At 70.9% G+C, this 25016-nt stretch carries 20 protein-coding genes; 5 read left to right on the forward strand and 15 right to left on the reverse strand.

Features of this window, described 5'->3' with window-relative positions:
* Positions 1–251 precede the first annotated feature (251 nt).
* The 7 genes from ACK4UM_RS08575 to acnA form a co-directional block, all read right to left on the reverse strand.
* On the reverse strand, positions 252–1643 hold the full coding sequence (locus ACK4UM_RS08575) for an amidase (protein WP_409797799.1): 1392 nt from the start codon (positions 1641–1643) through the stop codon (positions 252–254).
* Positions 1640–2494, reverse strand: coding sequence for an ATP-binding cassette domain-containing protein (locus ACK4UM_RS08580; protein ID WP_409797801.1), 855 nt, complete (start codon positions 2492–2494; stop codon positions 1640–1642). Before ACK4UM_RS08580 ends, ACK4UM_RS08575 begins: the two co-directional genes overlap by 4 nt.
* Entirely contained in the window at positions 2491–3534 is a 1044-nt protein-coding gene (locus tag ACK4UM_RS08585; RefSeq protein WP_409797803.1) for an ABC transporter ATP-binding protein, read from the reverse strand. Before ACK4UM_RS08585 ends, ACK4UM_RS08580 begins: the two co-directional genes overlap by 4 nt.
* Positions 3531–4391, reverse strand: a complete 861-nt coding sequence (locus ACK4UM_RS08590; RefSeq protein WP_409797805.1) for an ABC transporter permease — start codon at positions 4389–4391, stop codon at positions 3531–3533. Before ACK4UM_RS08590 ends, ACK4UM_RS08585 begins: the two co-directional genes overlap by 4 nt.
* Entirely contained in the window at positions 4388–5341 is a 954-nt protein-coding gene (locus ACK4UM_RS08595) for an ABC transporter permease (RefSeq protein WP_409797807.1), read from the reverse strand. The genes ACK4UM_RS08590 and ACK4UM_RS08595 overlap by 4 nt, the downstream gene beginning before the upstream one ends.
* 174 nt (positions 5342–5515) lie before the next feature.
* Positions 5516–7036, reverse strand: coding sequence for an ABC transporter substrate-binding protein (locus tag ACK4UM_RS08600; protein ID WP_409797809.1), 1521 nt, complete (start codon positions 7034–7036; stop codon positions 5516–5518).
* Positions 7037–7624: 588 nt separating this feature from the next.
* On the reverse strand, positions 7625–10327 hold the full coding sequence (gene acnA, locus ACK4UM_RS08605) for an aconitate hydratase AcnA (RefSeq protein ID WP_409797811.1): 2703 nt from the start codon (positions 10325–10327) through the stop codon (positions 7625–7627).
* 219 nt (positions 10328–10546) lie between these two features.
* Here acnA and ccmA point away from each other — a divergent pair, with 219 nt between their 5' ends.
* Together ccmA and ccmB are read left to right on the forward strand one after the other, a co-directional pair.
* On the forward strand, positions 10547–11179 hold the full coding sequence (gene ccmA, locus ACK4UM_RS08610; protein ID WP_409797813.1) for a heme ABC exporter ATP-binding protein CcmA: 633 nt from the start codon (positions 10547–10549) through the stop codon (positions 11177–11179).
* Positions 11176–11841: a heme exporter protein CcmB gene (ccmB, locus tag ACK4UM_RS08615; protein ID WP_409797815.1), complete on the forward strand. Its 666-nt coding sequence runs from the start codon at positions 11176–11178 to the stop codon at positions 11839–11841. The genes ccmA and ccmB overlap by 4 nt, the downstream gene beginning before the upstream one ends.
* Positions 11842–11845: 4 nt before the next feature.
* Here the strand turns inward: ccmB and ACK4UM_RS08620 are convergent, their stop codons facing one another.
* The 5 genes from ACK4UM_RS08620 to ACK4UM_RS08640 all read right to left on the reverse strand — a co-directional run bounded on the left by ACK4UM_RS08620 (position 11846) and on the right by ACK4UM_RS08640 (position 17258).
* Positions 11846–12877, reverse strand: coding sequence for a trans-3-hydroxy-L-proline dehydratase (locus ACK4UM_RS08620; protein WP_409797817.1), 1032 nt, complete (start codon positions 12875–12877; stop codon positions 11846–11848).
* A gap of 34 nt (positions 12878–12911) precedes the next feature.
* Positions 12912–13931 carry a 4-hydroxyproline epimerase gene (locus ACK4UM_RS08625; RefSeq protein ID WP_409797819.1) on the reverse strand — a complete coding sequence of 340 codons (1020 nt, stop codon included), beginning with the start codon at positions 13929–13931 and terminating at the stop codon, positions 12912–12914.
* Positions 13932–13951: 20 nt separating this feature from the next.
* Entirely contained in the window at positions 13952–14893 is a 942-nt protein-coding gene (locus tag ACK4UM_RS08630; protein ID WP_409797821.1) for a dihydrodipicolinate synthase family protein, read from the reverse strand.
* 103 nt (positions 14894–14996) lie between these two features.
* Positions 14997–16625, reverse strand: coding sequence for a hypothetical protein (locus ACK4UM_RS08635; protein WP_409797823.1), 1629 nt, complete (start codon positions 16623–16625; stop codon positions 14997–14999).
* A 129-nt stretch (positions 16626–16754) separates the two neighbouring features.
* Positions 16755–17258 (reverse strand): DUF2269 family protein, encoded by a 504-nt coding sequence (locus ACK4UM_RS08640; protein ID WP_409797825.1) that lies wholly within the window; start codon positions 17256–17258, stop codon positions 16755–16757.
* A 143-nt stretch (positions 17259–17401) separates the two neighbouring features.
* Between ACK4UM_RS08640 and ACK4UM_RS08645 the strand changes: the two genes are divergently transcribed.
* Together ACK4UM_RS08645 and ACK4UM_RS08650 are read left to right on the forward strand one after the other, a co-directional pair.
* Entirely contained in the window at positions 17402–18268 is an 867-nt protein-coding gene (locus ACK4UM_RS08645) for a YgfZ/GcvT domain-containing protein (RefSeq protein ID WP_409797827.1), read from the forward strand.
* A 69-nt stretch (positions 18269–18337) separates the two neighbouring features.
* Complete coding sequence (locus tag ACK4UM_RS08650) at positions 18338–19180, forward strand: MipA/OmpV family protein (RefSeq protein ID WP_409797829.1); 843 nt, start codon at positions 18338–18340, stop codon at positions 19178–19180.
* 249 nt (positions 19181–19429) lie between these two features.
* Here the strand turns inward: ACK4UM_RS08650 and ACK4UM_RS08655 are convergent, their stop codons facing one another.
* Together ACK4UM_RS08655 and hydA are read right to left on the reverse strand one after the other, a co-directional pair.
* Positions 19430–21625, reverse strand: coding sequence for a RelA/SpoT family protein (locus ACK4UM_RS08655; protein ID WP_409797831.1), 2196 nt, complete (start codon positions 21623–21625; stop codon positions 19430–19432).
* Between the two features lie 120 nt (positions 21626–21745).
* The gene (gene hydA, locus ACK4UM_RS08660) at positions 21746–23221 is read right to left on the reverse strand and encodes a dihydropyrimidinase (RefSeq protein WP_409797833.1); all 1476 of its coding nucleotides are present in this window, start codon (positions 23219–23221) and stop codon (positions 21746–21748) included.
* Between the two features lie 89 nt (positions 23222–23310).
* Between hydA and ACK4UM_RS08665 the strand changes: the two genes are divergently transcribed.
* Positions 23311–23967 (forward strand): aspartate/glutamate racemase family protein, encoded by a 657-nt coding sequence (locus ACK4UM_RS08665; protein WP_409797835.1) that lies wholly within the window; start codon positions 23311–23313, stop codon positions 23965–23967.
* A 24-nt stretch (positions 23968–23991) separates the two neighbouring features.
* On the opposite strand, the gene ACK4UM_RS08670 is transcribed toward ACK4UM_RS08665, so the two are convergent.
* Positions 23992–24900, reverse strand: a complete 909-nt coding sequence (locus tag ACK4UM_RS08670; RefSeq protein ID WP_409797837.1) for a LysR family transcriptional regulator — start codon at positions 24898–24900, stop codon at positions 23992–23994.
* Positions 24901–25016: the final 116 nt, after the last annotated feature.

Genomic DNA, 25016 nt, shown 5'->3' on the forward strand with positions numbered 1-25016 from the left:
CATCCCCGGCCGGAGCACGCGTAGCGTGCGCAGGGGAAGGGGACCCAGCACCAAGACGTGTGCGAAGCACACGATCGCGCCGCCGACCAGGCGGCTCGACGCCGCCGCAAGTGCTTGCTTCGCAAGCGATTTTCGTGCTGGGTCCCCTTCCCCTCCGGTCGCAAGCGACCTCCGGCCGGGGATGACACCGGTGGAGCACTCACCCTGTCGGCGCGACTGACTTGATGACAGCTGCCGCTTTGTAGATCCCTTTACCCCACGCGCGGCCACGGCCTCTGCGGCGGGCGCAGGCGCTCGTAGGCGTGGGCGGCGCGCAGCACGCCGATGTCGTCGAAGCGTCGGCCGACGATCTGCAGGCCGATCGGGCGCCCGTCGGCGGTGTGCCCGCAATCGACCGAGATCGCCGGCTGCTCCGACATGTTGAAGGCGACCGTGAAGCCGATATGCTCGAAGGGCCGCGTCGGGTCGTTCAAGGGCGAGGCCCAATGCGCCGGATAGGTCGCCATAGGGGCGACGGGCGAGATCAGGAGATCGCAATCGCCGAGCGCCGAGAGGCCGGCGCGGCGCATGGCGTCGATCTGCGAAAAACCGCGATAGACGCTCGCCCCGTCGAGATCGCGCCCGCTCCGCGCCCAGGCGGCGATGTAGGGCAGGATCCTCGCGCGCTTCTCCTCCGAGAGCCTCTCGTAATCGCACCAGGCCCGCGCGCGCCAGAAGCGGTCGAGCCCGTCGAGCATCTCGCGCGCGAGGAAGGGGCCGCGCTCCTCGACGCGCGCCCCCGCCGCGGCGAAGGCGTCGGCGGCCGCGCGCACGGCGGCCGCCACCTCCGGGTCGACGGGCTCGCCGACGCCGCAATCCATCACGAGCGCGATGCGCAGGCCCGCGAGGTCGCGATCGAGGTCCATCCAGGGCAGATCGGCGGGCGGGAGCGCCATCGGGTCGCGCGGATCGGGACGGGCGAGCACGCTCATGGCGAGCGCCGTGTCGGCGACCGTTCGCGTCATCGGCCCGGCGACGCGGCCGAGGAAGGGCGGATCGATCGGAATGCGCCCGAAACTCGGCTTGAAGCCGACCACCCCGCACCAGCCCGCGGGCAGCCGGATCGAGCCGCCGATATCGGTGCCGACATGGATCGGGCCGTAGCCCGCCGCCGCCGCCGTCCCGGCCCCCGCGCTCGATCCGCCGGGATTGAGATCGGGGTTCCAGGGGTTGCGCGCGAGTTCGTGGAAGCTCGAGAGGCCAGACGACAGCATGCCCCAGTCGGGCATCGTGGTCTTGGCGAGGATCACCGCGCCCGTTTCGCGCAGCCGCGCGGCCGGCGGCGCGTCGGCGGGGGCGGGGACGAGATCGGTCGCCGCGGTGCCGAGCGGGCAGGGCACGCCCTTCGTCGCGATGTTCTCCTTCACCGTCACCGGCACCCCGTCGAGCGGCCCGGCCGGCTCGCCCGCGAGGAAGCGCCGCTCGGCGGCCTGCGCCTCTTCGAGCGCGCCTTGCGGATCGAAGGCGTAGAGGGCGTGGAGATGCGGCTCGGCGGCCTCGATCCGCGCGATCACGGCGCGCGTCGCCGCGACGGGGGAGAGGTCGCGCGCGCGATAGGCACGGGCGAGGTCGACGGCCGTGAGGTCGGCGAGGTCGGTGGTCATGACGGGGTTTCCTGTTCTCTCGGCTCGCCTGCCCGCGCGCGCCGGCGCCCGCTGCCGGGCACCGCGTCGAGGAGGCTCTTCGTGTAGTCGTGGCGCGGGGCGGTCAGCACGGCCTCGGTCGACCCCTCCTCGACGATCCGGCCCGCCTGCATCACGCAGACCCGGTCCGTGATGCAGCGCACGACCGACAGATCGTGGCTGATGAAGAGGTAGGCGAGGCCGAATTCCTCCTGCAGGTCCATCATCAGGTTGAGGACCTGCGCCTGCACCGACACGTCGAGCGCCGAGACCGGCTCGTCGGCGACGATCAGGGCGGGGCGCGTGACGAGCGCGCGGGCGATCGCGATGCGCTGGCGCTGGCCGCCGGAGAATTCGTGCGGATAGCGCTCGGCCGCCGCCCGCGGCAGCCCGACCGCGTCGAGCGCCTCGTGGATGCGCCGCGCGCGCGCTGCCGCATCGACTTCCGGTTCGAGCGAGCGGATCGGTTCGGCGACGATGCGGGAGACCGTATGCCGCGGGTCGAGCGAGCCGTAGGGGTCCTGGAAGATCGCCTGAAACCCCTTTCGCGCGGCGCGCAGATCGCGGCGCGAGAGGGCGAACACGTCGCGGCCCTCGATCAGGACCCGGCCGCCCTGCGGGCGCTCGAGCGCCATCACGCAGCGCGCGAGCGTCGACTTCCCGCAGCCCGATTCGCCGACGATGCCGAGGCTCTCCCCGCGCGCCAGCGTCAGCGAGACGCCCGCGAGCGCGGTCAGGACCGGTGCCTTCTCGAACAGCCCGCGCCGCGGCAGCGTGTATTCGCGCACGAGATCCCGGACCTCGAGCAGCGGCGGGCGCGCATGCGCGTTCATCGGAGGGCCTCCCCGGACGACGGCGCGGCGGCGGGCTCCGCCCCGGGCGGCATCGGATGGAGGCAGGCGGCGGCATGCGCCGCGCGCGTGGCGATGCCGAGCGGGCGCAAGGGCGGGGGCGCGGGCAGGCAATCGGCCTGCGCGTTGGGGCAGCGCGGGGCGAAGGCGCAGCCGGCGGGGCGCTCCAGCGGATCGGGAACCTGGCCGGGGATCGCCGAAAGCCGGATCTTGCGCCCGCCCGCCCGCCTGTCGAGCGCCCGGCGCGGCGAGGCGGAGAACAGGCCGTGGGTATAGGGATGCGCCATGTGGGCGAAGACGTCCGCCGTCGCGCCGGTCTCGACCACGCGGCCGGAATACATCACCACCATGCGCTGCGTCATCTCCTCGACGACCCCGAGATCGTGGGTGATGAGGAGGAGCGCCATGTTCCGCTCCGCGACGAGATCGGCGAGGAGATCGAGGATCTGGGCCTGGATCGTCACGTCGAGCGCGGTCGTCGGCTCGTCGGCGATCAGGATGTCGGGCGCGCAGGCGAGCGCGATCGCGATGACGACGCGCTGGCGCTGCCCGCCTGAGAGCTGGTGGGGGTAGAGGTCGAGCGAGAAGCGGGGCCCCGGCAGCCCGACGCGATCGAGGAGCGCGCGCGCGCGATCCTCCGCCTCGCGTTTAGACAGGCGCAGATGCAGGATCATGCCCTCCGCGATCTGCGCGCCGATGGTGCGCACCGGGTTGAGCGCCGTCATCGGCTCCTGGAAGACCATGGCGATGCGCCGCCCGCGCACGCGCTGCATCGCCCGATCGTCGAGCGCGAGGAGATCCTCCCCGTCGAGCCGGATCGTGCCCGTCGCGCGCGCGCCGACGGGGAGGAGGCCCATGAGCGCGAGCGCCGTGATCGACTTGCCGCAACCCGATTCGCCGACGAGCCCCACCCGCTCGCCGCGCGCGAGCGTGAGGTCGACGCCCTCGACGAGGGTCGCGATCGCGCCGGACGGCGTCGGCACGGTGACGGCGAGCCCTTCGATCTCGAGAAGCCGGCTCATCGCGCGCGCCTGATCTTTGGGTCGAGCGCGTCGCGCAAGCCGTCGCCGAGGAGATTGAGGCCGAGCACGGCGATCATGATGGCGAGCCCGGGGAAGATCGCGAGCCAGGGGGCGGAGAAGACGAAGGTCTGCGCGTCGAACAGCATCTTGCCCCAGGAGGGCTGGGGCGGCTGCACGCCGAGCCCGACATAGGAGAGCCCCGCCTCCGCCACGATCGCAAGCGCGAACTGGATCGTCGCCTGGACGACGAGGACGGCCGTGCAATTGGGCAGGACGTGCTCGATCGTGATCGAGAGATCGCTCTTTCCGGCGCAGCGCGCGGCGAGCACGAAGTCGCGCTTCCACAGGGAGAGAGCCGCGCCGCGGGTGAGCCGCGCGAAGACGGGAATGTTGAAGATCCCGATCGCCACGATGGCGTTGATCGCGCCAGGGCCGGCGAGCGCGGTGATGATCACGGCGGTGAGGAGCGCGGGGAAGGCGAAGGCGAGATCGGTCGAGCGCATCACGAGATCGTCGACGAGCCCGCCGCGGGCGGCAGCCAGCGCGCCGAGCGGCACGCCGAGCCCGGCGCCGACGAGCACCGCGACGACCGCCACCGCGATCGAGACCTGCGCGCCCGCCATCACCTGCGAGAGCACGTCGCGGCCGAGGAAATCCGTGCCGAAAGGATGCGGCGGCGAGGGTGGGCGCAGCCGGTTGAGCATGTCGAGCCCCGTCGGCGGATGCGGCGTCCAGACGAGCGAGAGGAGGGCGATCGCGACGAAGACGATGGTGATCGCCCCGCCGATCAGGAGCGAGGGCGTCGTGAGGCGGCGGGGGATGCGCCGGCTCTTCGCCGGGTGCGTGGGCGCGCTCATCGGGTGCCCCCGCGGGACAGTCGCGGATCGAGCGCCGCATAGGCGACGTCGACGAGGAAGTTCACGAGGATGACGGTGATCGCGACGAGGGTGACGAGGCTCTGGACCACGACGAGATCGCGCTGGGCGATCGCCTGGAAGATCAGCCGGCCGAGGCCCGGCAGCGTGAAGACGTTCTCGATGATGATCGTGCCCGCGATCAGAAAGGAGAATTGCAGGCCCATGATGGTGACGACGGGGATGAGCGCGTTCGGCACCGCATGGCGCCAGAGCGCCGCCTCGCCCGAGAGCCCCTTGGCGCGGGCGGTGCGCACGAAATCCTCGCCGAGCGTCTCGAGCACCGAGGAGCGGGTGACGCGCGCGAGGATCGCCGCCTGCGGCAGCGCGAGCGCGAATGCGGGCAGGAGCAGCGAGCGCAGGCCCGGCCAGATCCCCTGGTCCCAGCCGGGGAAGCCCGAGGCCGGCAGCCAGCCGAGCTGGAGCGAGAACAGGATGACGAGCATCAGCCCGAGCCAGAAATTCGGCACCGAGACGCCGATCTGGGCGAGCCCCATCGCGACCACGTCCCCCGCCCGCCCGCGCCGGGAGGCCGCGAAGACGCCGACCGGGATCGCGATGAGCGTCGAGAGCTTCATCGCGAGGAGCGCGAGGGGCACGGAGAGGCCGATGCGCTGCACGACGAGGTCCGCCACCGGCACGCCGTAGGTGTAGCTGATGCCGAAATCGCCGACGACGAAGCCGCCGATCCAGCGGACATATTGCAGGAGGATCGGCTGATCGAGGCCCATCTGCGCGCGAAGCGCCGCGAGCGTGTCGGGCCGCGCGCCGACGCCGAGCATGATCGCCGCGGGGTCGCCCGGCAGGACCGCCATCGCCACGAACACGACGATCGAGGCCGCGAGCGCGGTCAGGATCAGCGCGATCGTGCGGCCGACGAGGAAACGGGCCAAGGTCTCTCACCTATCGGAAGAAGAAAGCGGCCGGGCGCGATAGAACCTTTCGACCTGATGAGATCAGATCGAAAGGCTCTAGGTCTTCGTTCTCGAGCATCATCTTGTCCACCAACCGGCATCCACTTGGTGGGATGATACTCTAGCACGCCCGGCTCGGGATCGCCTGCGCGATCACTGCGTCCAGCGCACGCGGGTGACGTCGTTCGCCGGGATCGGCTGGTTCGTCCACATGCCTTCGAGGCCCGCGCGCCAGACGCCGAGCTTCGGCAGAACGTAGAGGAACACCGCCGGCTGATCGCGCGAGAGGATGCGCTGCAGCTCGCCGAGGAGTTCGAGCTGCTCCGCCTCGTCGGTCGATTCGACCCAACGCTGGAACGTCTCGCGGTATTCCTCGCTCTCGTAATTGAAGTAGTAGTCCTCGCGCGCGAAGATGTCGAAGTCGCGCGGCTCGACGTGGGCGATGATGGTCGCGTCGAAATCGGTGTTGCGGAACACCTGCTCGAGCCATTGCGCCCATTCCATCGGAATGAGCTCCACGCGCAAGCCCACATTCTGCAGGAGCGCGGCGATCACCTCGCCGCCGCGGCGCGCGTAAGCGGGCGGCGGCAGCGTGATGCGGATCGTCGCGCCCTCCGCCCCCGCCTCCGCGAGGAGCGCGCGGGCGCGGTCCGGATCGAAGGGGAAGGCGTCGGCGAGATCGACGAAGCCGGGGTCGTTCGGCGTGAAATGCGAGCCGATCGGCGTGCCGATCCCCTCGTGCACGGCGTCGATCAGCACCTGCGCGTCGATGGCGTGGGCGAGCGCGTGGCGCACGCGCACGTCGTCGAAGGGCGCGCGGGCATTGTTGAGCGAGAGCAGCACCTCGCCCTGCGTGTCGCCGATCTCCACGACGAAGCGATCGTCGGCGCGGAATTGCGGCAGGGCTTCGGCCGCGGGGAAGTTCGGGAAGGCGTCGAGGTCGCCCGCGAGCATGGCGGAGGTCGCCGCCGCCGGATCGGAGACGAAGCGGAACGTCACCCGCGAGAGCGCGGCGGGCTCGCCCCAATAATCCTCGTTGCGCTCGAGCTCGATCCGGTCGCCCTGCACCCGGCTCGCGAAGCGGAAGGGGCCGGTGCCGACGGGGTTCGTGCGGTTGTCGGCGGCGGTATCGGGGTGGACCATGACCGCGTCGCCCCAGCCCATGTTGAAGAGGAAACGGGCGGTCGGGCGCGCGAGCGTGATCACGGCCGTGTGCTCGTCCGGGCACTCGGTCGAGACGATCGGCTCGAACAGGCCCTTCTGCGCGTTGGTCGAGTCGGGCGCGACCGCACGCTCGAAGGAGAATTGCACCACCGAGCAGTCGAAGGCCGCGCCGTCGTGGAAGCGCACGCCCTCCGCGAGCGCGAAGGTATAGACGGTCCCGTCCTCCGAAATCTCCCAGCTGCGCGCGAGCGCCGGCTGGATGGACCCGTCGGCGGCGATGCGCACGAGGCCCTCGAAGATGTTGGCGTAGGTGACCTCGCGGATCGCGGCCGCGGCGCCCGCCGTCGGATCGAGCATCGGCGGCTCGAGCGCCATGCCGATGACGAGCGTGTCGCGCGCTTGCGCGGCGGCGCTGCCCGGCGCGAGCGGCGCCGCGAGCGCGAGCGCGGCTGCCGCGACGAGCGGGGCCGCGGCTTTCGCGCGGCTCGTATCCGTTGACCCTGGCCTCATAGGCCTCCTCCTTCCCTGTTCCGACACCCGGTCGATCGCTCCCGTCGACCGCTTCGCGCGCGCGGACCCCGCCATCCTGGCGCAGCTCGGCCGTGACGGCCAGCCGGGAGGGGGTGCGCGCACGCGAGAGCATCCTGCGCGTCGCGCCACGCGGGTCAACCGCGACGTAGGGGCAGGGACGAATCGGGGGCAGGGGGCGGGGCTACGGCGAGCACGTGTCGGCGTTCGTGCATGCATTCGACGTCGATGAAGGCCGCTCTCGTCCTTCCCCCTTGGGGGAAGGTGGCCCGGCGGCGTAGCCGACGGGTCGGATGGGGGTCGTCGAGGAGGCACTCGATCGCTTTATTCTGCACATCGTGATCCCTGCACGCCTTCGACGCAAACAGGACGCGCCCTCTCCTTCCCCTGAGGGGAAGGAGAAGGTCGGCGCCTTGTCCTTTGTCTTGCGACCCGCAGATCGCGACGTGTGACTCTTGTTGGAACCGGGGCGGAAAGGGCACGGTCTTAGCAAGCGAAAAGCCCCGGCGTTCGGCACGCCGGGGCTTCGCGTCTTCGACGCTGTCGCGTTCTCGTCGCGTCGCGCGCCGATCAGGCGGCGAGCGAGCGCAGCACGTAGTGCAGGATGCCGCCGTGCTTGTAGTACTCGAGCTCGTCGAGCGTATCGATGCGGCAGACGAGCGGCACCTCGCGGGTGGCCCCGTCGGCGCCCGTGATCTTCGCGATCAGCTTCTGGCGCGGCTTGACGTCGGTCAGGCCCTCGATCGAGACGGTCTCGGCACCCGTGAGCCCGAGCGACTGCCAGGAGGTCCCCTCCTCGAACACGAGCGGCATCACGCCCATGCCGACGAGATTCGAGCGGTGGATGCGCTCGAAGCTCTGCGCGATGACCGCGCGCACCCCGAGCAGCTTCGTGCCCTTGGCCGCCCAGTCGCGCGAGGAGCCGGTGCCGTACTCCTTGCCGGCGAAGATGACGAGCGGCACGCCCTCTTCCTGGTAGCGCATCGCCGCGTCGTAGATGAACATCTTCTCGCCCGACGGCTGGTGGATGGCCCAGCCGCCCTCGACCACCGAGCCCGTCTCGTCGCGGACCATCTGGTTCTTGATGCGGATATTGGCGAAGGTGCCGCGCATCATGATCTCGTGGTTGCCGCGACGGGTGCCGTACTGGTTGAAGTCGGCGACCGCGACCTGACGCTCCTGGAGATACTTGCCCGCGGGCGAGGCGACGCGGATGTTGCCCGCCGGCGAGATGTGGTCCGTCGTGATCGAATCGAGGAAGAGGCCGAGCACGCGGGCGCCGACGATGTCCTCGATCGGGGTCGGATCCTTGGTGATCCCCTCGAAATAGGGCGGGTTCTGCACGTAGGTGGAGCCCATGTCCCATTCGTAGGTGAGACCGCCCTCGACCTCGACCTTGCGCCAATTGTCGTCGCCGGTGAAGACGTCGGCATAGCGCGAGCGGAACAGCTCCTTCGTCACCGTGCGCTCGATGAAGTCCTGGATCTCGCTCGTGGAGGGCCAGATGTCCTTCAGGAACACGGGCTTGCCGTCCTGATCATGGCCGAGCGGCTCGTTGACGATGTCGACGAGCATCGAGCCGGCGATCGCGTAGGCGACGACGAGCGGGGGCGAGGCGAGGTAGTTCGCGCGCACGTCCGGGTTGACGCGGCCCTCGAAATTGCGGTTGCCCGAGAGCACGGAGACCGCGATGAGGTCGTTGTCGTTGATCGCCTTCGAGATCTCGGCCGGCAGCGGGCCCGAATTGCCGATGCAGGTCGTGCAGCCGAAGCCGACGAGGTTGAAGCCGAGCGCGTCGAGGGAGGTCTGCAGGCCGGCATTCTCGAGATATTCGGCGACGACCTGCGATCCGGGCGCGAGCGAGGTCTTCACCCAGGGCTTCGCCTTGAGGCCCTTGGCGACGGCGTTGCGGGCGAGCAGCCCCGCGCCGATCATGACGCTCGGGTTCGAGGTGTTGGTGCAGGACGTGATCGCCGCGATGACGACGTCGCCGTGGCCGAGGTCGAAGTTCTTGCCCTCGACCTTGACGCGCTTGCCCATCTCGGCGGCCTTCTTGAACTCGCTCTCCATCGCGCCCTCGAAGGCGGGCTTCGAATTGGTGAGGAGCACGCGGTCCTGCGGGCGCTTCGGCCCGGCCATGGAGGGCACGACGTCGCCGAGATCGAGCGCGAGCGTGTCGGTGAAGACTGGATCGGGCGTGCTCGCATCGCGCCACATGCCCTGCGCCTTTGCGAAGGCCTCGACGAGCGCGATCCGGTCGTCCTTGCGGCCCGACACGGAGAGGTAGTTGATAGTGCGGGTGTCGATCGGGAAGAAGCCGCAGGTGGCGCCGTATTCGGGAGCCATGTTGCCGATCGTCGAGCGGTCGGCGACCGGCATGTCGGCGAGGCCCGGGCCGTAGAACTCGACGAACTTGCCGACCACGCCCTTCTTGCGCAGCATCTCGGTGACGGTGAGCACGAGGTCGGTCGCGGTCACGCCTTCCTTGAGCTTGCCGGTGAGCTTGAAGCCGATCACCTCGGGAATGAGCATCGACACCGGCTGGCCGAGCATGGCCGCCTCCGCCTCGATGCCGCCGACGCCCCAGCCGAGCACGGCGAGGCCGTTGACCATGGTCGTGTGCGAATCGGTGCCGACCAGCGTGTCCGGATAGGCGACGATCTCGCCGGTCTTCTCGTCCTTGCGGGTCCAGACCGTCTGCGAGAGGTATTCGAGGTTCACCTGGTGGCAGATGCCGGTGCCGGGCGGCACGACCGAGAAATTGTCGAAGGCCGACTGGCCCCACTTGAGGAAGCGGTAGCGCTCGCCGTTGCGCTGGTATTCCAGCTCGACGTTCTGCGCCTGGGCCCTGGGGGTGCCGAACTCGTCGACGATGACCGAATGGTCGATGACGAGGTCGACCGGCACGAGCGGGTTGATCCGGGCCGGATCGCCGCCGAGCGCCGCGAGGCCGTCGCGCATGGCGGCGAGGTCGACGACCGCCGGCACGCCGGTGAAGTCCTGCATCAGGACGCGGGCGGGGCGATAGGCGATCTCGCGCTCCGCCTTGCCGCGATTGTCGAGCCAGGCGGCGACGGCGGCGATGTCGTCCTTCGTGACCGTGCGCCCGTCCTCGTGACGAAGCAGGTTCTCGAGCAGGACCTTCAGCGAGAAGGGCAGGCGGGAGGCGCCCTCGAGGCCGTTCTTCTCGGCCTCGACGAGCGAGTAGATGGTGTAGGACTGGTCCCCGACCTGAAGGGTGCGGCGGGCCTTGAAGCTATCGAGCGACGTCACGGGCGAATCCTCGCGTGCGTGTTGAACGAACGGTTGGTTTCGGCCTAATGCGCGGATGCGCGCGCCGCTCCGGGAGCGCCCGGACTTCTCATGCGCGCGAAAACGGTTAGGACGTCGTTCACGCGACACGGCGCAGCCGAGCCGCATATAGTCGATTTCCTCGGGCTGCGCTACACGCTTCCGTCCAGTCCGGATTCAAACTGAAGTGGAATGCCGCGCGTGCGCCTAGAGGTCGACGAGCTCGCCTGTCGGAGATCCGGACGGCGCATCTTCGAGGGGCTGTCCTTCCGCCTCGGGGCGGGAGAGGCGCTGATCGTCACGGGCCGCAACGGTGCCGGCAAGTCGACGCTGCTCACGATTCTCGCCGGGCGCCTCGCGCCGGCGAGCGGCACCATCCGGGTGGAGGGGGTCGGCGAGAAGACGCTGCCCGAGACGCTCCACCTCGTCGGCCATCGCGACGGCCTGAAGAGCGCGCTCACCGCGAGCGAGAACCTCGCCTTCGCGCGCGACATCCTCGGCGATCCGGGGCTCGATCCGCGCGACGCGATGGAGGCGGTGGGGCTCGGCCACGCGGCGGACCTGCCGGTCGCCTATCTCTCGGCGGGCCAAAGGCGGCGCACCGCGCTCGCGCGCCTCCTCGTCGCCCGCCGCCCGCTCTGGCTCCTCGACGAGCCGACCTCAGCGCTCGACGTCGGCTCGCAGGACATGCTGCACGGGCTCATGCGCGCCCACCTCACCGAGGGCGGGATGATCGTCGTGGCGACGCATCAGCCGCTCGATCTGCCGGGAGCCCAGAGGCTCGCCATCGCGCCGGTCGCGAGCGCGGCGAGCGTGGAGGAGACGATCTGGTGAGCGCGTTCCTCTCCCTCCTGCGTCGCGACCTGAAGCTCGCCGCCCGCGTCGGCGGCTCGGGCGCGCTCTCGCTCATCTTCTTCCTGATGATCGTGACCCTCGTGCCCTTCGGGCTCGGGCCCGATCTCAACCTCCTCTCGCGGATCGGCCCGGCCATCCTCTGGATCGCGGCCGTGCTCGCGACGCTCATCGGTCTCGACCGGCTGTTCCAGGCCGACGAGGAAGACGGTTCGCTCGATCTGATGATCGCCTCGCCGCTGCCGCTCGAGGCGGTGGTGATCGCCAAGGTGACGGCGCATTGGCTGACGACGGGGCTGCCGCTCGCGATCGCCACCCCGCTCTTCGGCCTCCTCGTCGCGCTCGACGCGGTGGGCATGGCGGCGGTGAGCGCGACGCTCCTCGTCGGCACGCCGGCGCTCGCCTTCATCGGCGCGGTCGGCGCGGCGCTCACCGCCTCGATCCGCCGCGGCGGGCTGATCCTCGCGATCCTGGTGCTGCCGTTGATGATCCCCACCCTCATCTTCGGCGTCTCGGCCGCGAACGCCGCGCTCGGCGGGGACATCCCCTTCGTCACGCCGCTCGCGATCCTGTTCGCGCTCACCCTGATCTTCGGCGTGATCGGCACCTTCGCCGCAGCGATCGCGCTGCGGGCAGGGGAGTGAGGATCTAGCCGATCCGCGGCCAGGTGTCGGAGAGGCGGTAGCCCTCCGGGAAGGGGTCGTCGGGGTCGAGCATCAGCTGCGAGGTGCCGGTGATCCAGGCCCGGCCCGCGATCGAGGGCACGATCGCCGGGCGCCCGTCGACGCGCGTCTCCTCCTCGATCCGGCACGCGAAGCGCGAGCCGACGATGGAGAGGCCGACGAAGGGCTCGCCCGAAGCGAGGAGCCCGCGGGCGTGGAGCGCCGCCATCCGCGCCGAGCAGCCCGTGCCGCAGGGCGAACGGTCGATCTTGCCCGGCATGATCGCGACCGCGTTCGCCCCCGTCAGGACGCCGTCCACGCGCGCGACGGGGGCCGCGATCTGGCAGAAGGAGACGTGGTCCCAGCCCGTCGCGCCCGGATGGCGGAAGCCGAGCTGCTCGTTCGCCGCGCGCGTGATCCGGATGCCGATCTCGGCGAGGTCGCGCGCCTCGTCGGGCGCGATGGCGAAACCGAGGGCGCTGGCGTCCGCGATGACGAAGCTGTCGCCGCCATAGGCGATGTCGACGGCGAGCGTGCCGAGGCCTGCGACCTCGAGCGGGGCGTCGAGCCGATCGACGAAGGAGGGCAGGTTGCGGATGCGCACGCGCTCGGCCTTGCCGTCGCGGCACTGCGCCTCGACCGCGACGACCCCGCCGGGCGCTTCGAGCAGGAGCCGGGTGACCGGCTCCTCCATCGGCACGAGACCGGTGTCGAGGAGCACGGTCGCGACGCACATCGCGTTCGAGCCCGACATCGGCGGCGTGTCCTCGGGCTCCATCACGATGAAACCGGCGGCGGCGCGGGGATCCTTCGGCGGCACGAGGAGGCTCACGTGCCGAAACACGCCCCCGCGCGGCTCGTTCAGGAGAAAACGCCGCAGCGCCCCGTCGCGCGCGAGAAAACGCGACTGCTCCCACACGCTCTCCCCCGGAGGCGGCGCCACTCCGCCCACCACCACGTCCCCGACCTCGCCCTCCGCATGGGCGTGGACGACGTGGACGAGCCTGTGCGTGCGCATGAAGACGGCCTCCCCCGATCCCTCCCGACCCCCCTCACCCCCGCGCCTCGTCCGCCACCTGGAACCCCTTCACGAAGGGGTCGCGGTCGTCGAGGGTGATGACGTTCTGGCCGGTCACGCGGGCCCAGCCTTCGATCGAGGGGACGATCGCGTCGCGATCGCCCACGCGGGTGCGGGCCTCGATGCGGCCGGTGAAGGTCGAGCCGATGATGCTCTCGTGGACGAAGGCCTCGCCCTCGGCGAGGCGCCCCGTCGCGGCGAGCTGGGCCATGCGGGCGGAGGTGCCGGTGCCGCAGGGCGAGCGGTCGATCGCCTTGTCGCCGTAGAAGACCGCGTTGCGGGCGCTCGATCCGGGCCGGCGCGGCCGCCCCGTCCAGAGGACGTGGGTGAGCCGGTCGATGCCGGGATTCTCCGGATGCACGATCGCATGGGCGGCGTTGAAGGCCGCGCGCAGGCGCGGGCTTAAGCGAAGGACGTCGGAGGGCTGCAGATCGGCGAGGTCGGCATAGCCCGGCTGCGGCTCGACGATCGCGTAGAAGTTCCCGCCATAGGCGACGTCCACGGACAGGGTGCCGAACCCCTCCACCGCGACCTCGTAGCCGCGGCCGAGGAGGAAGGACGGCACGTTCGTCAGCCGCACGGAGGCGACGTAGGGTCCCTCCATCACGTAGCGCGCCTCGACGAGGCCCGCCGGCGTGTCGAGCCGCAAGAGGCCCGGCTCGCGGGGCGTGACGAGGCCGTGCTCGACGATCGTCGTCACCGTGCCGATGGTGCCGTGGCCGCACATCGGCAGGCAGCCCGAGGTCTCGATGAACAGGATGCCGACGTCGCAATCCGCCCGCGTCGGCGGATAGAGGATCGCGCCCGACATCATGTCGTGCCCGCGCGGCTCGAACATCAGGCCGGTGCGGACGAAATCGAACTCGGCGAGGAAGTGCCGGCGCCGCTCGAACATGCTCGCGCCGTCGAGGCGCGGCACGCTGCCGCCGGCGACGACGCGCACCGGATTGCCGCAGGTATGCCCGTCGATGCAGTAGAAGGTGTGGCGCGCCATCTGAGGCCCCCTCCTCCGGCTCAGGCCGGCTCCTCGCGCCAACGCGCGTACCAGGTGCGGAACAGGTGCCATTGCGCGGTCGCGTAATGGCGCTGGCTGTCGGAGAGGGCGTCGCTCGCGTTGAAATGGAGCGCATACGCCTCGTCCCCCGCGAGCGTCGCGAGATGTTTGTAATAGAGGACGAGGTCTGGCCCCTCGTCGAAGGAGGAGAGGACGGCGAGCGCCTCGTCGAGCGCCTTGGCGCGCGCCCGCGCCGTCACGTCGCCCGCGGCCGCCTCCCGGCACAGGGCGACGAGGTGGAGCACTTCCGCCGGCAGCACGTTGCCGATCCCGGTGATCGCCCCGCGCGCCCCGCAATTCACGAAGCCGTGGTAGACGGCGGTGTCGACGCCCACGACGAGCAGCACCTGCGGATCGCGGCTCGTGATGAACTCGGCCGCGTAGCGCATGTCGGCGGGCCCGCCGAATTCCTTGAAGCCGACGAGGTTGCGGTGCTCGGCGCGCAGCGCGAAGAACAGGTCGGCGCGGGTGGCGAAGCCGTAATAGGGGCTGTTGTAGATGATCGCCGGCAGATCCGGCGCCGCCTCGAGGATCGCGGAGAAATGCGCCCGCTGGGCGCTCGCCGAGGTGCCGCGCGAGAGCACGCGCGGGATCACCATCAGCCCCTTCGCGCCGACGCGCGCCGCATGCGCCGCGTGCGCCACCGCGCTCGCCGTGTTGACGGCGCCCGTCCCGACGATGACCGGCACCCCCGCCTCGACGAGCCGCGCGACGCCCTCCATGCGCTCGGCATCCGTGAGGAGCGGCCAATCGCCCATCGAGCCGCAATAGACGACGCCCGCCATCCCCGCCTCGACGAGGGCGCGGCCCTTGGCGACGAGGGCGTCGTAATCGGGCTTCCGATCGCCGGTGCAGGGGGTCATCAGAGCGGGGACGCAGCCCTCGAAGATCGTGGTGTCCATGGCGTGCCAGCCTCGCGATCGCCTCGTCGGTCTCCTTTCAGACCATGCCGGAGGGGCGGCTGGCAAGGCGAGGCCGTGCGCATGCGGGCGGGCGCCGTCTCGCCTAGGGGGTCGGCTCCTCGCGCGCGCGTCGGCTCGCGAGCCCCAGGAGGCGGGCGGCGAGGCGGTTGAAGGCGTGCTCGGTCGCGGTGTCGCGCCCCCCGAGGAGCGGGATGCGCGCGCCGGTGCGGGTGAGCGTGTCGACAACGACGAAGCGGGCGACGTCGTCGCGCTCCCCGCCCGCCGACCACAGCATCTGGGCCGGGTAGGCGAGCGAGCCGAACAGCGGCACGAGCCCGACGAGAAGCGCGACGAAAGGCGGCTTCTGCCCGCGCGCGGCCGCGACGCTCGACCGGTAGAGCGTGTAGAGCGTGCGGTAGATCGGCCCGTCGATCGCGAAGACCAGGGCGAGGATCACGATCGGCACGCCGAGCAGCGAGAGCCCGCCGAGCACCACGATCTCGAGCACGAGGAAGCTCGCCTTCATGCCCAGATGCGAGCCGAAATCGGTGATGTAGGAGGAGCGCTCGCGCACGCTCGCCAGATCGCGCAGGAGCCGCTGCGCATCCGCCTCGCTCATCTGCCCGCGCTTGCGCCATTCGCCGATGCGATCGCGGACGTAGCCCTCGCCGATCTTGGTCCGGTAGCTCTGCGAGCTCACGAAGCGGCGCAGGCGGCGCAGGCGGCGCAGCGCCGCGCCCGGGCGGATCGCGCGCAGGCCTCGCCACAGGAGCCGCGGCAGCTTGACGGCGAGCCCCACCGCGAGCTTGCGCGCGGCCCGCCGCGCCTCGCGCAGGCGCCAGGCGAGGCGGTGGGCGCGATAATGCTCGGCCTCTTGCGGCGAGAGGCGCCCCTTGACGCGCTGATAATCGATCGCCCGGTCGTGGCGGGTCGTCTCCTTCCAGGCGCGCTGGTGCGCATCGAGCCGCGCGACCCGCGCCCGCAGCGCCGCGAGTCCCTCGGCCCCGAGCCGGTCGCGCAGGGCGCCCTCCTGCGCGTCGAGATAGGCGGCGAGCCGGGGCACGTCGACGTCGTCGAAGAGCGGACGACCATAGGCGAGCGCCTTGCGCAGATAGAAGCCGAACAGAGCCTGCGGCGTCACCGCGAAGAGCGCCGGCACTCCCGATTCGGCATCGACGAGCATGAAGCGGCCGGGCTCCGCGGCGCTCACGAGGAAATTGTTGAGCGCCACCGGATTGCCGCGCCCGGCCTGCCAGACGAGCCCGTCGAGCCCCGCTTCCTCGAGCTTCTCCTGGAGGCGCGGCATCAGATGGTCGCGCAGGCGCGGCATCGTCTCGTCGTGCGGGCGGAAGGGGTGGAGGAGCGGCACGAAGCCGCCCGGCACGTATTGCGTCGTGAGGACGAAGACCCGCGCCGCCTCGTCGAAGGAGACGCCGCAGGCATGGGCGATGCCCATCTCGCGGCCGAACCAGAGCGGCAGCAGCGCGGCGACGATCTCGCGGCGCTCGTGCGCGGCGCGCACCGCGTGCTCGTTCCAGATATAGGCGTTCGGCGCGCCGGTGGTGACGTAGTGGATGAGGTTGGCGAGCGTGTCCCCGTAGAACACCTTCACCGCGTAGGTTTCGCCGTCCCGCTCGACGCGCCAGACCTCGCCCGAGCGTCCCCGGCCGAGCCGTTTGCGGGTCTCGCCGTGCTCGGCGGATCTCGTCTCGTCGTCGCGCGTCGCGGTCACGGCCTGCGCTCTCCTCCCTCGTCGGTCGCGAGAAGGGCAAACCCGGCGGACGTGGCCCGCGTTCCGGCTTGCGCGCGCGATCGAGGCGCAGCCCATCCGCGGACGACGTGCCGCATCGACGGGGGCCTCTCACCCCGCGCGGCGCGGGGCGGCGTCGCTCGGGAGCGGGCGCATCAGCTTCGGCCGCCAGATGCCGAGCACGTAATTGGCGATCGCGATCGCGCCGACGGCGAGAAGGGTGCCCCATTCGAGCGCGAGGAGATCGGCGAGCGCGTCCGGGGGCGCCTCGCCCGTCGCCATCCGGGCGGCGACGCCCGCGGCGTAGTCCGCCTTCGCGCCGATGACGGTGAGCACCCCCTTGAACATCAGGATGCCGAGCGCCGCCTTCACCCACACCCAACCCATGTCGATGAAGGGCCGGTGCACCACCATCGCGACGAGGCCCGAGACGAGCGCGATCGCGAGCGAGGGCAGGAGCACGAGATTGCCGAGGAGCGCGATCGACGCGCGCAGATCCGCGTAGGCGGCAGGCGTCTCCTGCGGCGCGACGAGGAGGAGGACCGCGTAGGCCAAAAGCCCGCCGACGAGGCCGCCGGCGGCGATCGAGTGGAGGATCTTCACGGTCTTGCGCATGGGACGAGGCCTCGCGATCGGCGCATCCTCCGTTGTAGGGCGCTCCCGCGCGCGCGAAAAGAGACGCCGACGCGCGCGAGATCTCCCCGAGCGGGAAACCACGCCTTATCTTGGGGGCCCGCGCCGAACGAGGAGCCTCCCCCATGCCCGTCGCCCGTCTCGCCGATCGTGCCGTCATCGAGGTCGCGGGCGCGGACGCCGCGCGCTTCCTCGACGGTCTCGCGACGAGCGCGATCGGCATGACGCCGCCGACGCCGCGCTTCGCGGGGCTGCTGACGCCGCAGGGCAAGATCCTGTTCGACTTCATCGCCTTCCCGCTGGCGGAGACGTCCGAGCCGAGCTTCCTCCTCGATTGCGCCGCGGCCCAGGCGGAGGCGCTCACCAAGCGGCTGACCTTCTACAGGCTGCGCGCCAAGGTCGCGATCGCGCCCCGCGAAGACCTCGCCGTGCTCGCCGGCTGGGACGGCGCGGCGATCCCCGGGAGCGCGCGCGTCGGCGCGACCGATCCGCGGCTCTCCGCCCTCGGCTGGCGGGCGATCGTCGAGGCCAGCGAGGCAGAAGCCCTCGCGGACGCGTCGGCGGAGGCCTATCACGCCCACCGGATCGCGCTCGGCGTGCCCGAGGGCGGGCGCGACTTCCTGTTCGGCGAGGCCTTTCCGCACGAGGCTTTGATGGACCAGCTCGGCGGCGTCGATTTCGGCAAGGGCTGCTATGTCGGCCAGGAGGTCGTCTCGCGCATGCAGCACCGCGGCACCGCCCGCACCCGCATCCTGCCGGCGACCTATGCGGACGCGCTCGCGCCGGAGGTCGGCGTGGACGTGCTCGCGGGGGAGCGCGTGATCGGCCGCACCGGCAGCGCGGCGAACGGTCGCGGGCTCGTGATGGTGAGGCTCGACCGGATCGCCGACGCCCTCGCGGAAGGGCTGCCGATCGTCGCCGGGGGGCGTCCCTTGCGCGTCGCGCGGCCGCCCTTCGCGGCTTTCGAGACGCCCGGGATCGGGGCTGATTAACGAACCCTTGACCGCTCGGGTGCAAAGCTCCGCACGTTGTCGAGAGTTGCGTAACCGGAGCGTACCCCCATGTCCCTGCGTCAGCTGCGCGCGTCGCTCGCGGGCTCTGCCCTCGCGGGCTCGATCGCCGCTTGCGTCCTCGCCGCGAGCCCCGCCGCCGCCTTCCAGGCTCCCTCCGGCGGCTGGACCGTCACGATCGGCGTGATGGGGGCGGCCGTGCCGGTCTTCGAGGGCGCGGATTCGATGCGCTTCCGGCCGCTGCCGATCTTCTCCGTGCGGGCGGCGGGCACGAGCGCCCGCTGGCGCGCCCCCGACGATTCGATCCGCATCGGCTTGCTCGAGCACGACCGCCTGCGCGTCGGCGTCTCGGGCCGTCTGCGCGCCCCGCGCGAGGAGAAGGATTCGCACGCGCTGCAGGGGCTGCGCCGGGTCGGCTGGACGCCGGAGGTCGGCGTGTTCGCCGAGATCTGGGCTTCCGACGTGCTGCGCCTGTCGGTCGACGGGCGCCAGGGGATCGGCGGCCATCAGGGTTTCGTCGTCGATCTGGGCGCCGATTTCGTGGTGCGGCCGGAATCCTCCTACACGCTCTCGATCGGCCCGCGGCTCGCCTGGGCGAGCGAGAGCTACATGCGCTCGTATTTCGGGATCGACGCGGCCCATTCCGCCCTGACGGGGCTCCCGGTCTACCAGCCGTCCTACGGCCTGCGCTCGGTCGGCATCGTCGCCTCCGCCCAGGTGGCTCTGACGCAGGCGGTCACCGTCCACGCCTATGCGCGCTACGACCGGCTCGTCGGCCCGGTCGCCGAGGCGCCGCTCGTGCGCTTCCGCGGCTCGCGCAACCAGTTCGGCATCGGCGCGGGCATCTCCTACACCTTCGACTTCGGCGGCCCCCCGGCCCCGCGCTGGGATTGAGCGTTTGGGATCGTATGGATCGAGGGAGTGGTGTCATCCCCGGCCGGAGCACGCGTAGCGTGCGCAGGGGAAGGGGACCCAGCGATTCAGTTGCGCCGTAGGCGCTCCTGCCGCCGCCGTCCAGGCGGCTAGTCGCCGCCACGAGCGCTTGCTCCGCAAGCATCTTCTCATGCTGGGTCCCCTTCCCCGGGCGCGCCTTCGGCGCCCCGGCCGGGGATGACACAGGTGGTGAAGAAAACCTGCCGACGCTCACCCCATCACGCGCTCGAGGTGGCTCACCACGCGCTTGGCGCGCAGCTCGGCGACGATGCCGTTGAGGTGCTTCAGGTCCCAGACCGAGAGGTCGATCACGATCTCGGTGAAGTCCGGCGTGCGGCGGTTCATCGAGAGGTTGTCGATGTTGCCGTCGTGATCGGCGACGACCTGGGCGACCTGGGCGAGCGAGCCCGGCTCGTTGATGGTCTGGAGCCGGATGCGGGCGGGGAAGCGCTTCGTCGCGATCGCCTCGACGTCCCAGCGCACGTCGACCCAGCGCTCGGGCTCGTTCTCGAAGGCGGCGAGCGCCTGGGACTGGATCGGGTAGATCGTCATGCCCTCCCCGGGCGTGAGGATGCCGACGATCCGATCCCCCGGCACGGCGCCCGATTCGGGGGCGAAGCGCACGGGGAGGTCGGCGTTGAGCCCGCGGATCGGGATGGCGCCTTGCGAGCCGGAGCCGTCGGGGAGCTTCATCTTCAAGGGATCGTCGCCGATCGCCACCCAGCCCGCGCCGTTCGCGGCGGCGCCGGAGCTGGGCCGCGGCGCGTCCTTGAAGTCGGAATAGACGGCGCGCACCACGTCGCCCGAGAACATCTCGCCGCGCCCCACCGCCGCGAGCACGTCCTCGACCGAGCTGCGCGCGAGCCGCGGCAGGGCGGCTTTCAGCTTCTCCTCGGAAAAGGCCTTGCCGGCGCGCTCGAAGGCGCGCTCGAGGATCTGCAGGCCGAGCCCCGCATATTGCTTGCGCACCGCGGTTCGGGTCGCGCGCCGGATCGCCGCGCGCGCCTTCCCGGTCACGACGAGGCTCTCCCAGGCGGCGGGGGGCACCTGGCTGCCGCCGGCGCGGATGATCTCGACCTCGTCGCCATTGGCGAGCTCGGTGAGGAGCGGCGCCATCCGGCCGTTGATCTTGACGCCCACCGCCGTGTTGCCGACGTCGGTGTGGACGGCGTAGGCGAAATCGATCGGCGTCGCCCCGCGCGGCAGCGCGATGAGCCGCCCCTTCGGCGTGAAGCAGAACACCTGGTCGTGGAACAATTCGAGCTTCGTGTGCTCGAGGAAGTCTTCCGGATTGTCCGCCTCGGTGAGGAGGTCGATCGTGCGACGCAGCCATTGATAGGCGCGGCTCTCGGTCACCGAGCGGGAGAAATCGGAATTGTCCTTGTAGAGCGCATGCGCGGCGATGCCGTATTCGGCGATGTCGTGCATCGCCCGCGTGCGGATCTGCAGCTCGACGCGCTGGTGTCCGGGACCGACGACGGTCGTGTGGATCGAGCGGTAGTCGTTCTGCTTGGGCGTCGAGATGTAGTCCTTGTAGCGCCCGGGCACCATCGGCCAGGTCGTGTGCACGACGCCGAGCGCCGCGTAGCAGGCATCGACGTCGTCGACGACGACGCGAAACCCGAAGATGTCGGAGAGCTGCTCGAAGGCGACGGATTTGCGCTCCATCTTTTTCCAGATGGAATAGGGTCGCTTGCGGCGCCCGCTGACCTCCGCCGTGATGCCCTTGGCGGCGAGGCGGGCGGCGAGCTCGCGCTCGATCTCCTCGACGAGCCGCTCCGAGCGCGCCGAGAGCGCCTCGAGCCGCTTGAGGATGGTGTCGAAGGCGTCCGGGCGCAGGTTGTGGAAGGCGAGGTCCTCGAGCTCCTCGCGCATCTCCTGCATGCCCATGCGTCCGGCGAGCGGCGCATAGATGTCGAGCGTCTCCTCGGCGATGCGCGCGCGCTTCTCCTGCGGCATGTGATGCAGGGTTCGCATGTTGTGCAGCCGGTCGGCGAGCTTGACGAGCAGCACCCGCACGTCCTGCGAGATGGCGAGAAGCAGCTTGCGGAAATTCTCCCCCTGCGCCGCGCGCTTCGAGACGAGATCGAGCCGCTTGATCTTGGTGAGCCCGTCGACGAGCGCGGCGATCTCCGGGTTGAAGGTCGAGGCGAGCTCGTCGAGCGTCGCCGCGGTGTCCTCCACCGTGTCGTGCAGGACCGCGGCGACGATCGTCGAATCGTCGAGCTTCAGATCGGTGAGGATCGCGGCGACTTCGAGCGGATGGGCGAAGAACGGATCGCCGGAGGCGCGCTTCTGGGTGCCGTGCGCGCGCATGGCATAGACATAGGCACGGTTGAGGAGCGTCTCGTCCGTGCCGGGATTGTAGCGACGCACCCGCTCGACGAGCTCGTATTGCCGCATCATGGGGGTTGGTGGAACCTCGATCTCACGCCGCGCACCTGTTCATATAGAGATAGCGCGGGAAGACTTCCACGGGGTTACGATCGGGGAGGCACCATGCCTCTCCCCCCCTTTTTCCCCCTCTCACAACACCTCGAACCCGCCGTTTCGCGCCGGGTCGAGCTCCGCCGGCAGCCGTCCCGTCGGGGCCGCGCAGGGGCCGCCCGCGCGCAGCATCAGGCGCCCCGAGCCGGGCTCGGCGAGGAGGCGCTCGCTCTCGACGATCACGGCGCCCCGGCGGATCAATGTCGTCGGCCAGCCGCGGACCTTGCGCCCGGCATAGGGCGTGAAGCCGACCGCGTCGCGCATGCCCTCGTCGGTGAAGGTGACCTCGCGCGAGGGGTCCCAGATCGCGATGTCGGCGTCGCGGCCGATCTCGATCGCGCCCTTGCGCGGCAGATTGTAGATCCGCGCGGGCGCGGTCGCGGTCAGCTCGACGAACGCCTCGAGCCCGAGCGCCCCGGCCGGGCCGTCCTCGCGCGCCATCGCGTCGAACAGGAGCGGCAGGCGCGCTTCGAGCCCCGGCACGCCGTTGGCGATCTCCTTGAAGGTGGGCGAAGCGCCGGCCGCGAGCTTGCCGGTCTCGTCGAAGCGGTAGGGCGCGTGGTCGGAGGAGATCGTCTGCAGATCGCCGAGCGCGAGCGCGCGCCAGAGCGCCTCCTGGTCGGCGGCGGCGCGGGCGGGGGGCGAGAACATCCATTTGGCGCCCTCCAAACCCGGCTTGTCGAGATCGTCGGCCGTGAAGAACAGATATTGCGGGCAGGTCTCGGCGAAGATCTTGGCGCCCTCCCCGCGCAGCCGCCGGATCGTCGCGGCGCCCTCGGCGGTCGAGACGTGGAAGATCATCACCGGCTGGTCGAGCAGCAGCGAGAAGCGCCCGAGCCGCTCGAAGGCCTCCACCTCCGAGAGCCGCGGGTGGGATAGCGCGTGGAAGCGCGGCGCCGTGTGCCCGCGCGCGAGGAGGCGCTTGACCACGAAGGAGATCATCCCGTGGTTCTCGGCGTGCACGCAGACCATCGCCCCGTGCGCCCGCGCGACCGCCATCACCTCCAGCAATTGCTCGTCCGAGAGCCTGATCCGATCGTAGGTCATGAAGGCCTTGATCGAGGAATGCCCGCGCGCGATCAGCCCCGGCAATTGCGCGAGGGCGCGCTCGCTCGGATCGGCGACGATCATGTGGAAGGCGTAGTCGATCATCGCGCCGCGGGCCGCGCGCGCCTCGTAATCGGCGACCACCTCCTCGAGATCGAGGCCGACATGCTGGGCGGCGAAGGCGATCACGCTCGTCGTGCCGCCGAAGGCCGCCGAGCGGGTGGCGCTCTCCCAGGTGTCGGCGTTCATGAGCCCGCCGGCCGAGACCTGCTCGATATGGGCGTGGCTGTCGATGCCGCCGGGCATGACGTAGCGCCCGCGCGCGTCGATCTCGCGCCGCCCGGCGGGCAGGCCGCGGCCGATCGCGACGATGCGCTCGCCCGCGACCGCCACGTCCGCCTCGAAGCGGCCGGAGGACGTGACGACGGTGCCGCCGCGGACGACGAGATCGTGGATCGGCTCGGACATGCGCTTTCCCCTTCGCGTTCGGGCGCTACTGGACAACGACGCGGGACGGGTTTCAATGCCCGCGACGGCGACGAGGGAGACGAAAGCGAATGGGCGCGCGCGCACGCATCCTGGTGATCAACCCCAACAGCAACGACGTGGTCACGCAGGGCCTCGCCGAAGCCGTGGCGCCGCTCGCGAGCCCGGAGGGGCCGGCGATCGACTGCGTCACGCTGGCCGAGGGGCCCTTCGGCATCGAGAGCCAGGCGGACGTGGAGAGCGTCACGCTCCCCCTCGCCCGCCGCGTGGCGCGCGATCCCGCCGACGCCTACGTGATCGCCTGCTATTCCGACCCCGGCCTCGCGGTGTGTCGCGAGGCGACGAGCCGGCCCGTGCTCGGCATCGCCGAATGCGGCATCCTCACCGCGATGGCGCGGGGGGACCGGTTCGGCGTGATCGCGATCCGCACCCGCTCGATCCCCCGCCATCTGCGCGGCCTGCGGCAGATGGGCGTCGTCTCGCGGCTCGCGGGCGAGCGCGCGCTCGAGATGTCGGTCGCCGAGACCGCGTCCGGCGAGGGCACCTTCGCGCGCCTCGTCGAGGTGGGGACGGCGCTTCGCGACGTCGACGGCGCGGACGCGATCGTGCTCGGCTGCGCCGGCATGGCCCGCCACCGCGCGCCGCTCGAGGACGCGCTCGGCATCGCCGTGATCGACCCGACGCAGGCCGCCGTCGCGATGGCCTTGGGGATCTTGGCGCGGGGGTGATCGGCGCGGGGTTGAGGGGGGGGCTCAGCCCATGCCCAACCCCGCGTCCCAATAGGGCGTCTCCCCGTAGAGCTCCACCAGGAACGCCACGAAGGCCCGCGTCTTCTGCTCGAGGTGCCGCCGGCTCGGATAGACCGCGTGGACCGCGACGCGGGGTGAGGAGCGGTAGGCGGGCAGCACGCGGGCGAGCTTGCCCGATTGCAGCTCGGGCCCGACGTCCCAGGTCGAGCGCAGCGCGATGCCCGCGCCCGCGAGCACCGCCTCGCGCACCACCTCGCTCGAATTGGTGCGCAGCGGCGTCGTCACCTTGACGCTCACCGGCCCGTCCGGCCCCTCGAGCCGCCATTCCCCGCCGCCATGGACGAGGAGCGTGTGGCGCGCGAGGTCGTCGAGGGAGGCGGGGAGCCCGTGCGCGGCGAGATAGGACGGGCTCGCGACGAGGATGCGGTGATTGGGCGCGAGCTTGCGCGCGATCAGGCTCGAATCAGTGAGATCGGCGATGCGCACCGCGACGTCGAAGCCTTCGCCGACGATGTCGACGAAGGCGTCGGACAAGACGAGCTCCACCTCGAGCTTCGGATTGGCCTCGAGGAAGCGCACGAGATGGGGCGCGACGTGCATGCGCCCGAACGAGGTCGGCGCCGAGACGCGCAAGAGCCCGCGCACCTCCGCCGAGCCGCTCATCGCCCAGGCCTCCGCCTCCTCCACCGCCGCGAGGATCGCCGCGACGCGCTCGTGGAAGCCGCGGCCGACCTCCGTCAGGGCGAGCTGGCGCGTCGTCCTCTGGAGGAGCCGCACGCCGAGCCGCTCTTCGAGCCGGCGCATGCGCTTCGACACCACCGCCGGCGAGAGCCCCAGCTCCCGCCCCGCCGCCGACATCGAGCGCGCGGCGACGATGCGCGCGAAGACGTCGAGATCTCCCAGCTTGTCCATGAACGAACTCGATTGTTTCCGTGGGAGAAACAATCTACCGCACCCGGCGCGCCTGTTAAGTCTCGAAAAAGCGGCTACATTGGAATTCACGAATGGAAGGGGGCGCCCGCGCTCGT

The sequence above is a fragment of the Salinarimonas sp. genome, from assembly GCF_046292825.1.
Classification (GTDB): Bacteria; Pseudomonadota; Alphaproteobacteria; order Rhizobiales; family Beijerinckiaceae; genus Salinarimonas.

Excerpts from the sequence above, each read along its gene's own strand:
- ACK4UM_RS08575 (WP_409797799.1), bottom strand. The coding sequence starts at position 1,643 with ATGACCACCGACCTCGCCGACCTCACGGCCGTCGACCTCGCCCGTGCC.
- ACK4UM_RS08580 (WP_409797801.1), bottom strand. The coding sequence starts at position 2,494 with ATGAACGCGCATGCGCGCCCGCCGCTGCTCGAGGTCCGGGATCTCGTG.
- ACK4UM_RS08585 (WP_409797803.1), bottom strand. The coding sequence starts at position 3,534 with ATGAGCCGGCTTCTCGAGATCGAAGGGCTCGCCGTCACCGTGCCGACG.
- ACK4UM_RS08590 (WP_409797805.1), bottom strand. The coding sequence starts at position 4,391 with ATGAGCGCGCCCACGCACCCGGCGAAGAGCCGGCGCATCCCCCGCCGC.
- ACK4UM_RS08600 (WP_409797809.1), bottom strand. The coding sequence starts at position 7,036 with ATGAGGCCAGGGTCAACGGATACGAGCCGCGCGAAAGCCGCGGCCCCG.
- ACK4UM_RS08620 (WP_409797817.1), bottom strand. The coding sequence starts at position 12,877 with ATGCGCACGCACAGGCTCGTCCACGTCGTCCACGCCCATGCGGAGGGC.
- ACK4UM_RS08625 (WP_409797819.1), bottom strand. The coding sequence starts at position 13,931 with ATGGCGCGCCACACCTTCTACTGCATCGACGGGCATACCTGCGGCAAT.
- ACK4UM_RS08630 (WP_409797821.1), bottom strand. The coding sequence starts at position 14,893 with ATGGACACCACGATCTTCGAGGGCTGCGTCCCCGCTCTGATGACCCCC.
- ACK4UM_RS08640 (WP_409797825.1), bottom strand. The coding sequence starts at position 17,258 with ATGCGCAAGACCGTGAAGATCCTCCACTCGATCGCCGCCGGCGGCCTC.
- ACK4UM_RS08645 (WP_409797827.1), top strand. The coding sequence starts at position 17,402 with ATGCCCGTCGCCCGTCTCGCCGATCGTGCCGTCATCGAGGTCGCGGGC.
- ACK4UM_RS08650 (WP_409797829.1), top strand. The coding sequence starts at position 18,338 with ATGTCCCTGCGTCAGCTGCGCGCGTCGCTCGCGGGCTCTGCCCTCGCG.
- ACK4UM_RS08655 (WP_409797831.1), bottom strand. The coding sequence starts at position 21,625 with ATGATGCGGCAATACGAGCTCGTCGAGCGGGTGCGTCGCTACAATCCC.
- hydA (WP_409797833.1), bottom strand. The coding sequence starts at position 23,221 with ATGTCCGAGCCGATCCACGATCTCGTCGTCCGCGGCGGCACCGTCGTC.
- ACK4UM_RS08665 (WP_409797835.1), top strand. The coding sequence starts at position 23,311 with ATGGGCGCGCGCGCACGCATCCTGGTGATCAACCCCAACAGCAACGAC.
- ACK4UM_RS08670 (WP_409797837.1), bottom strand. The coding sequence starts at position 24,900 with ATGGACAAGCTGGGAGATCTCGACGTCTTCGCGCGCATCGTCGCCGCG.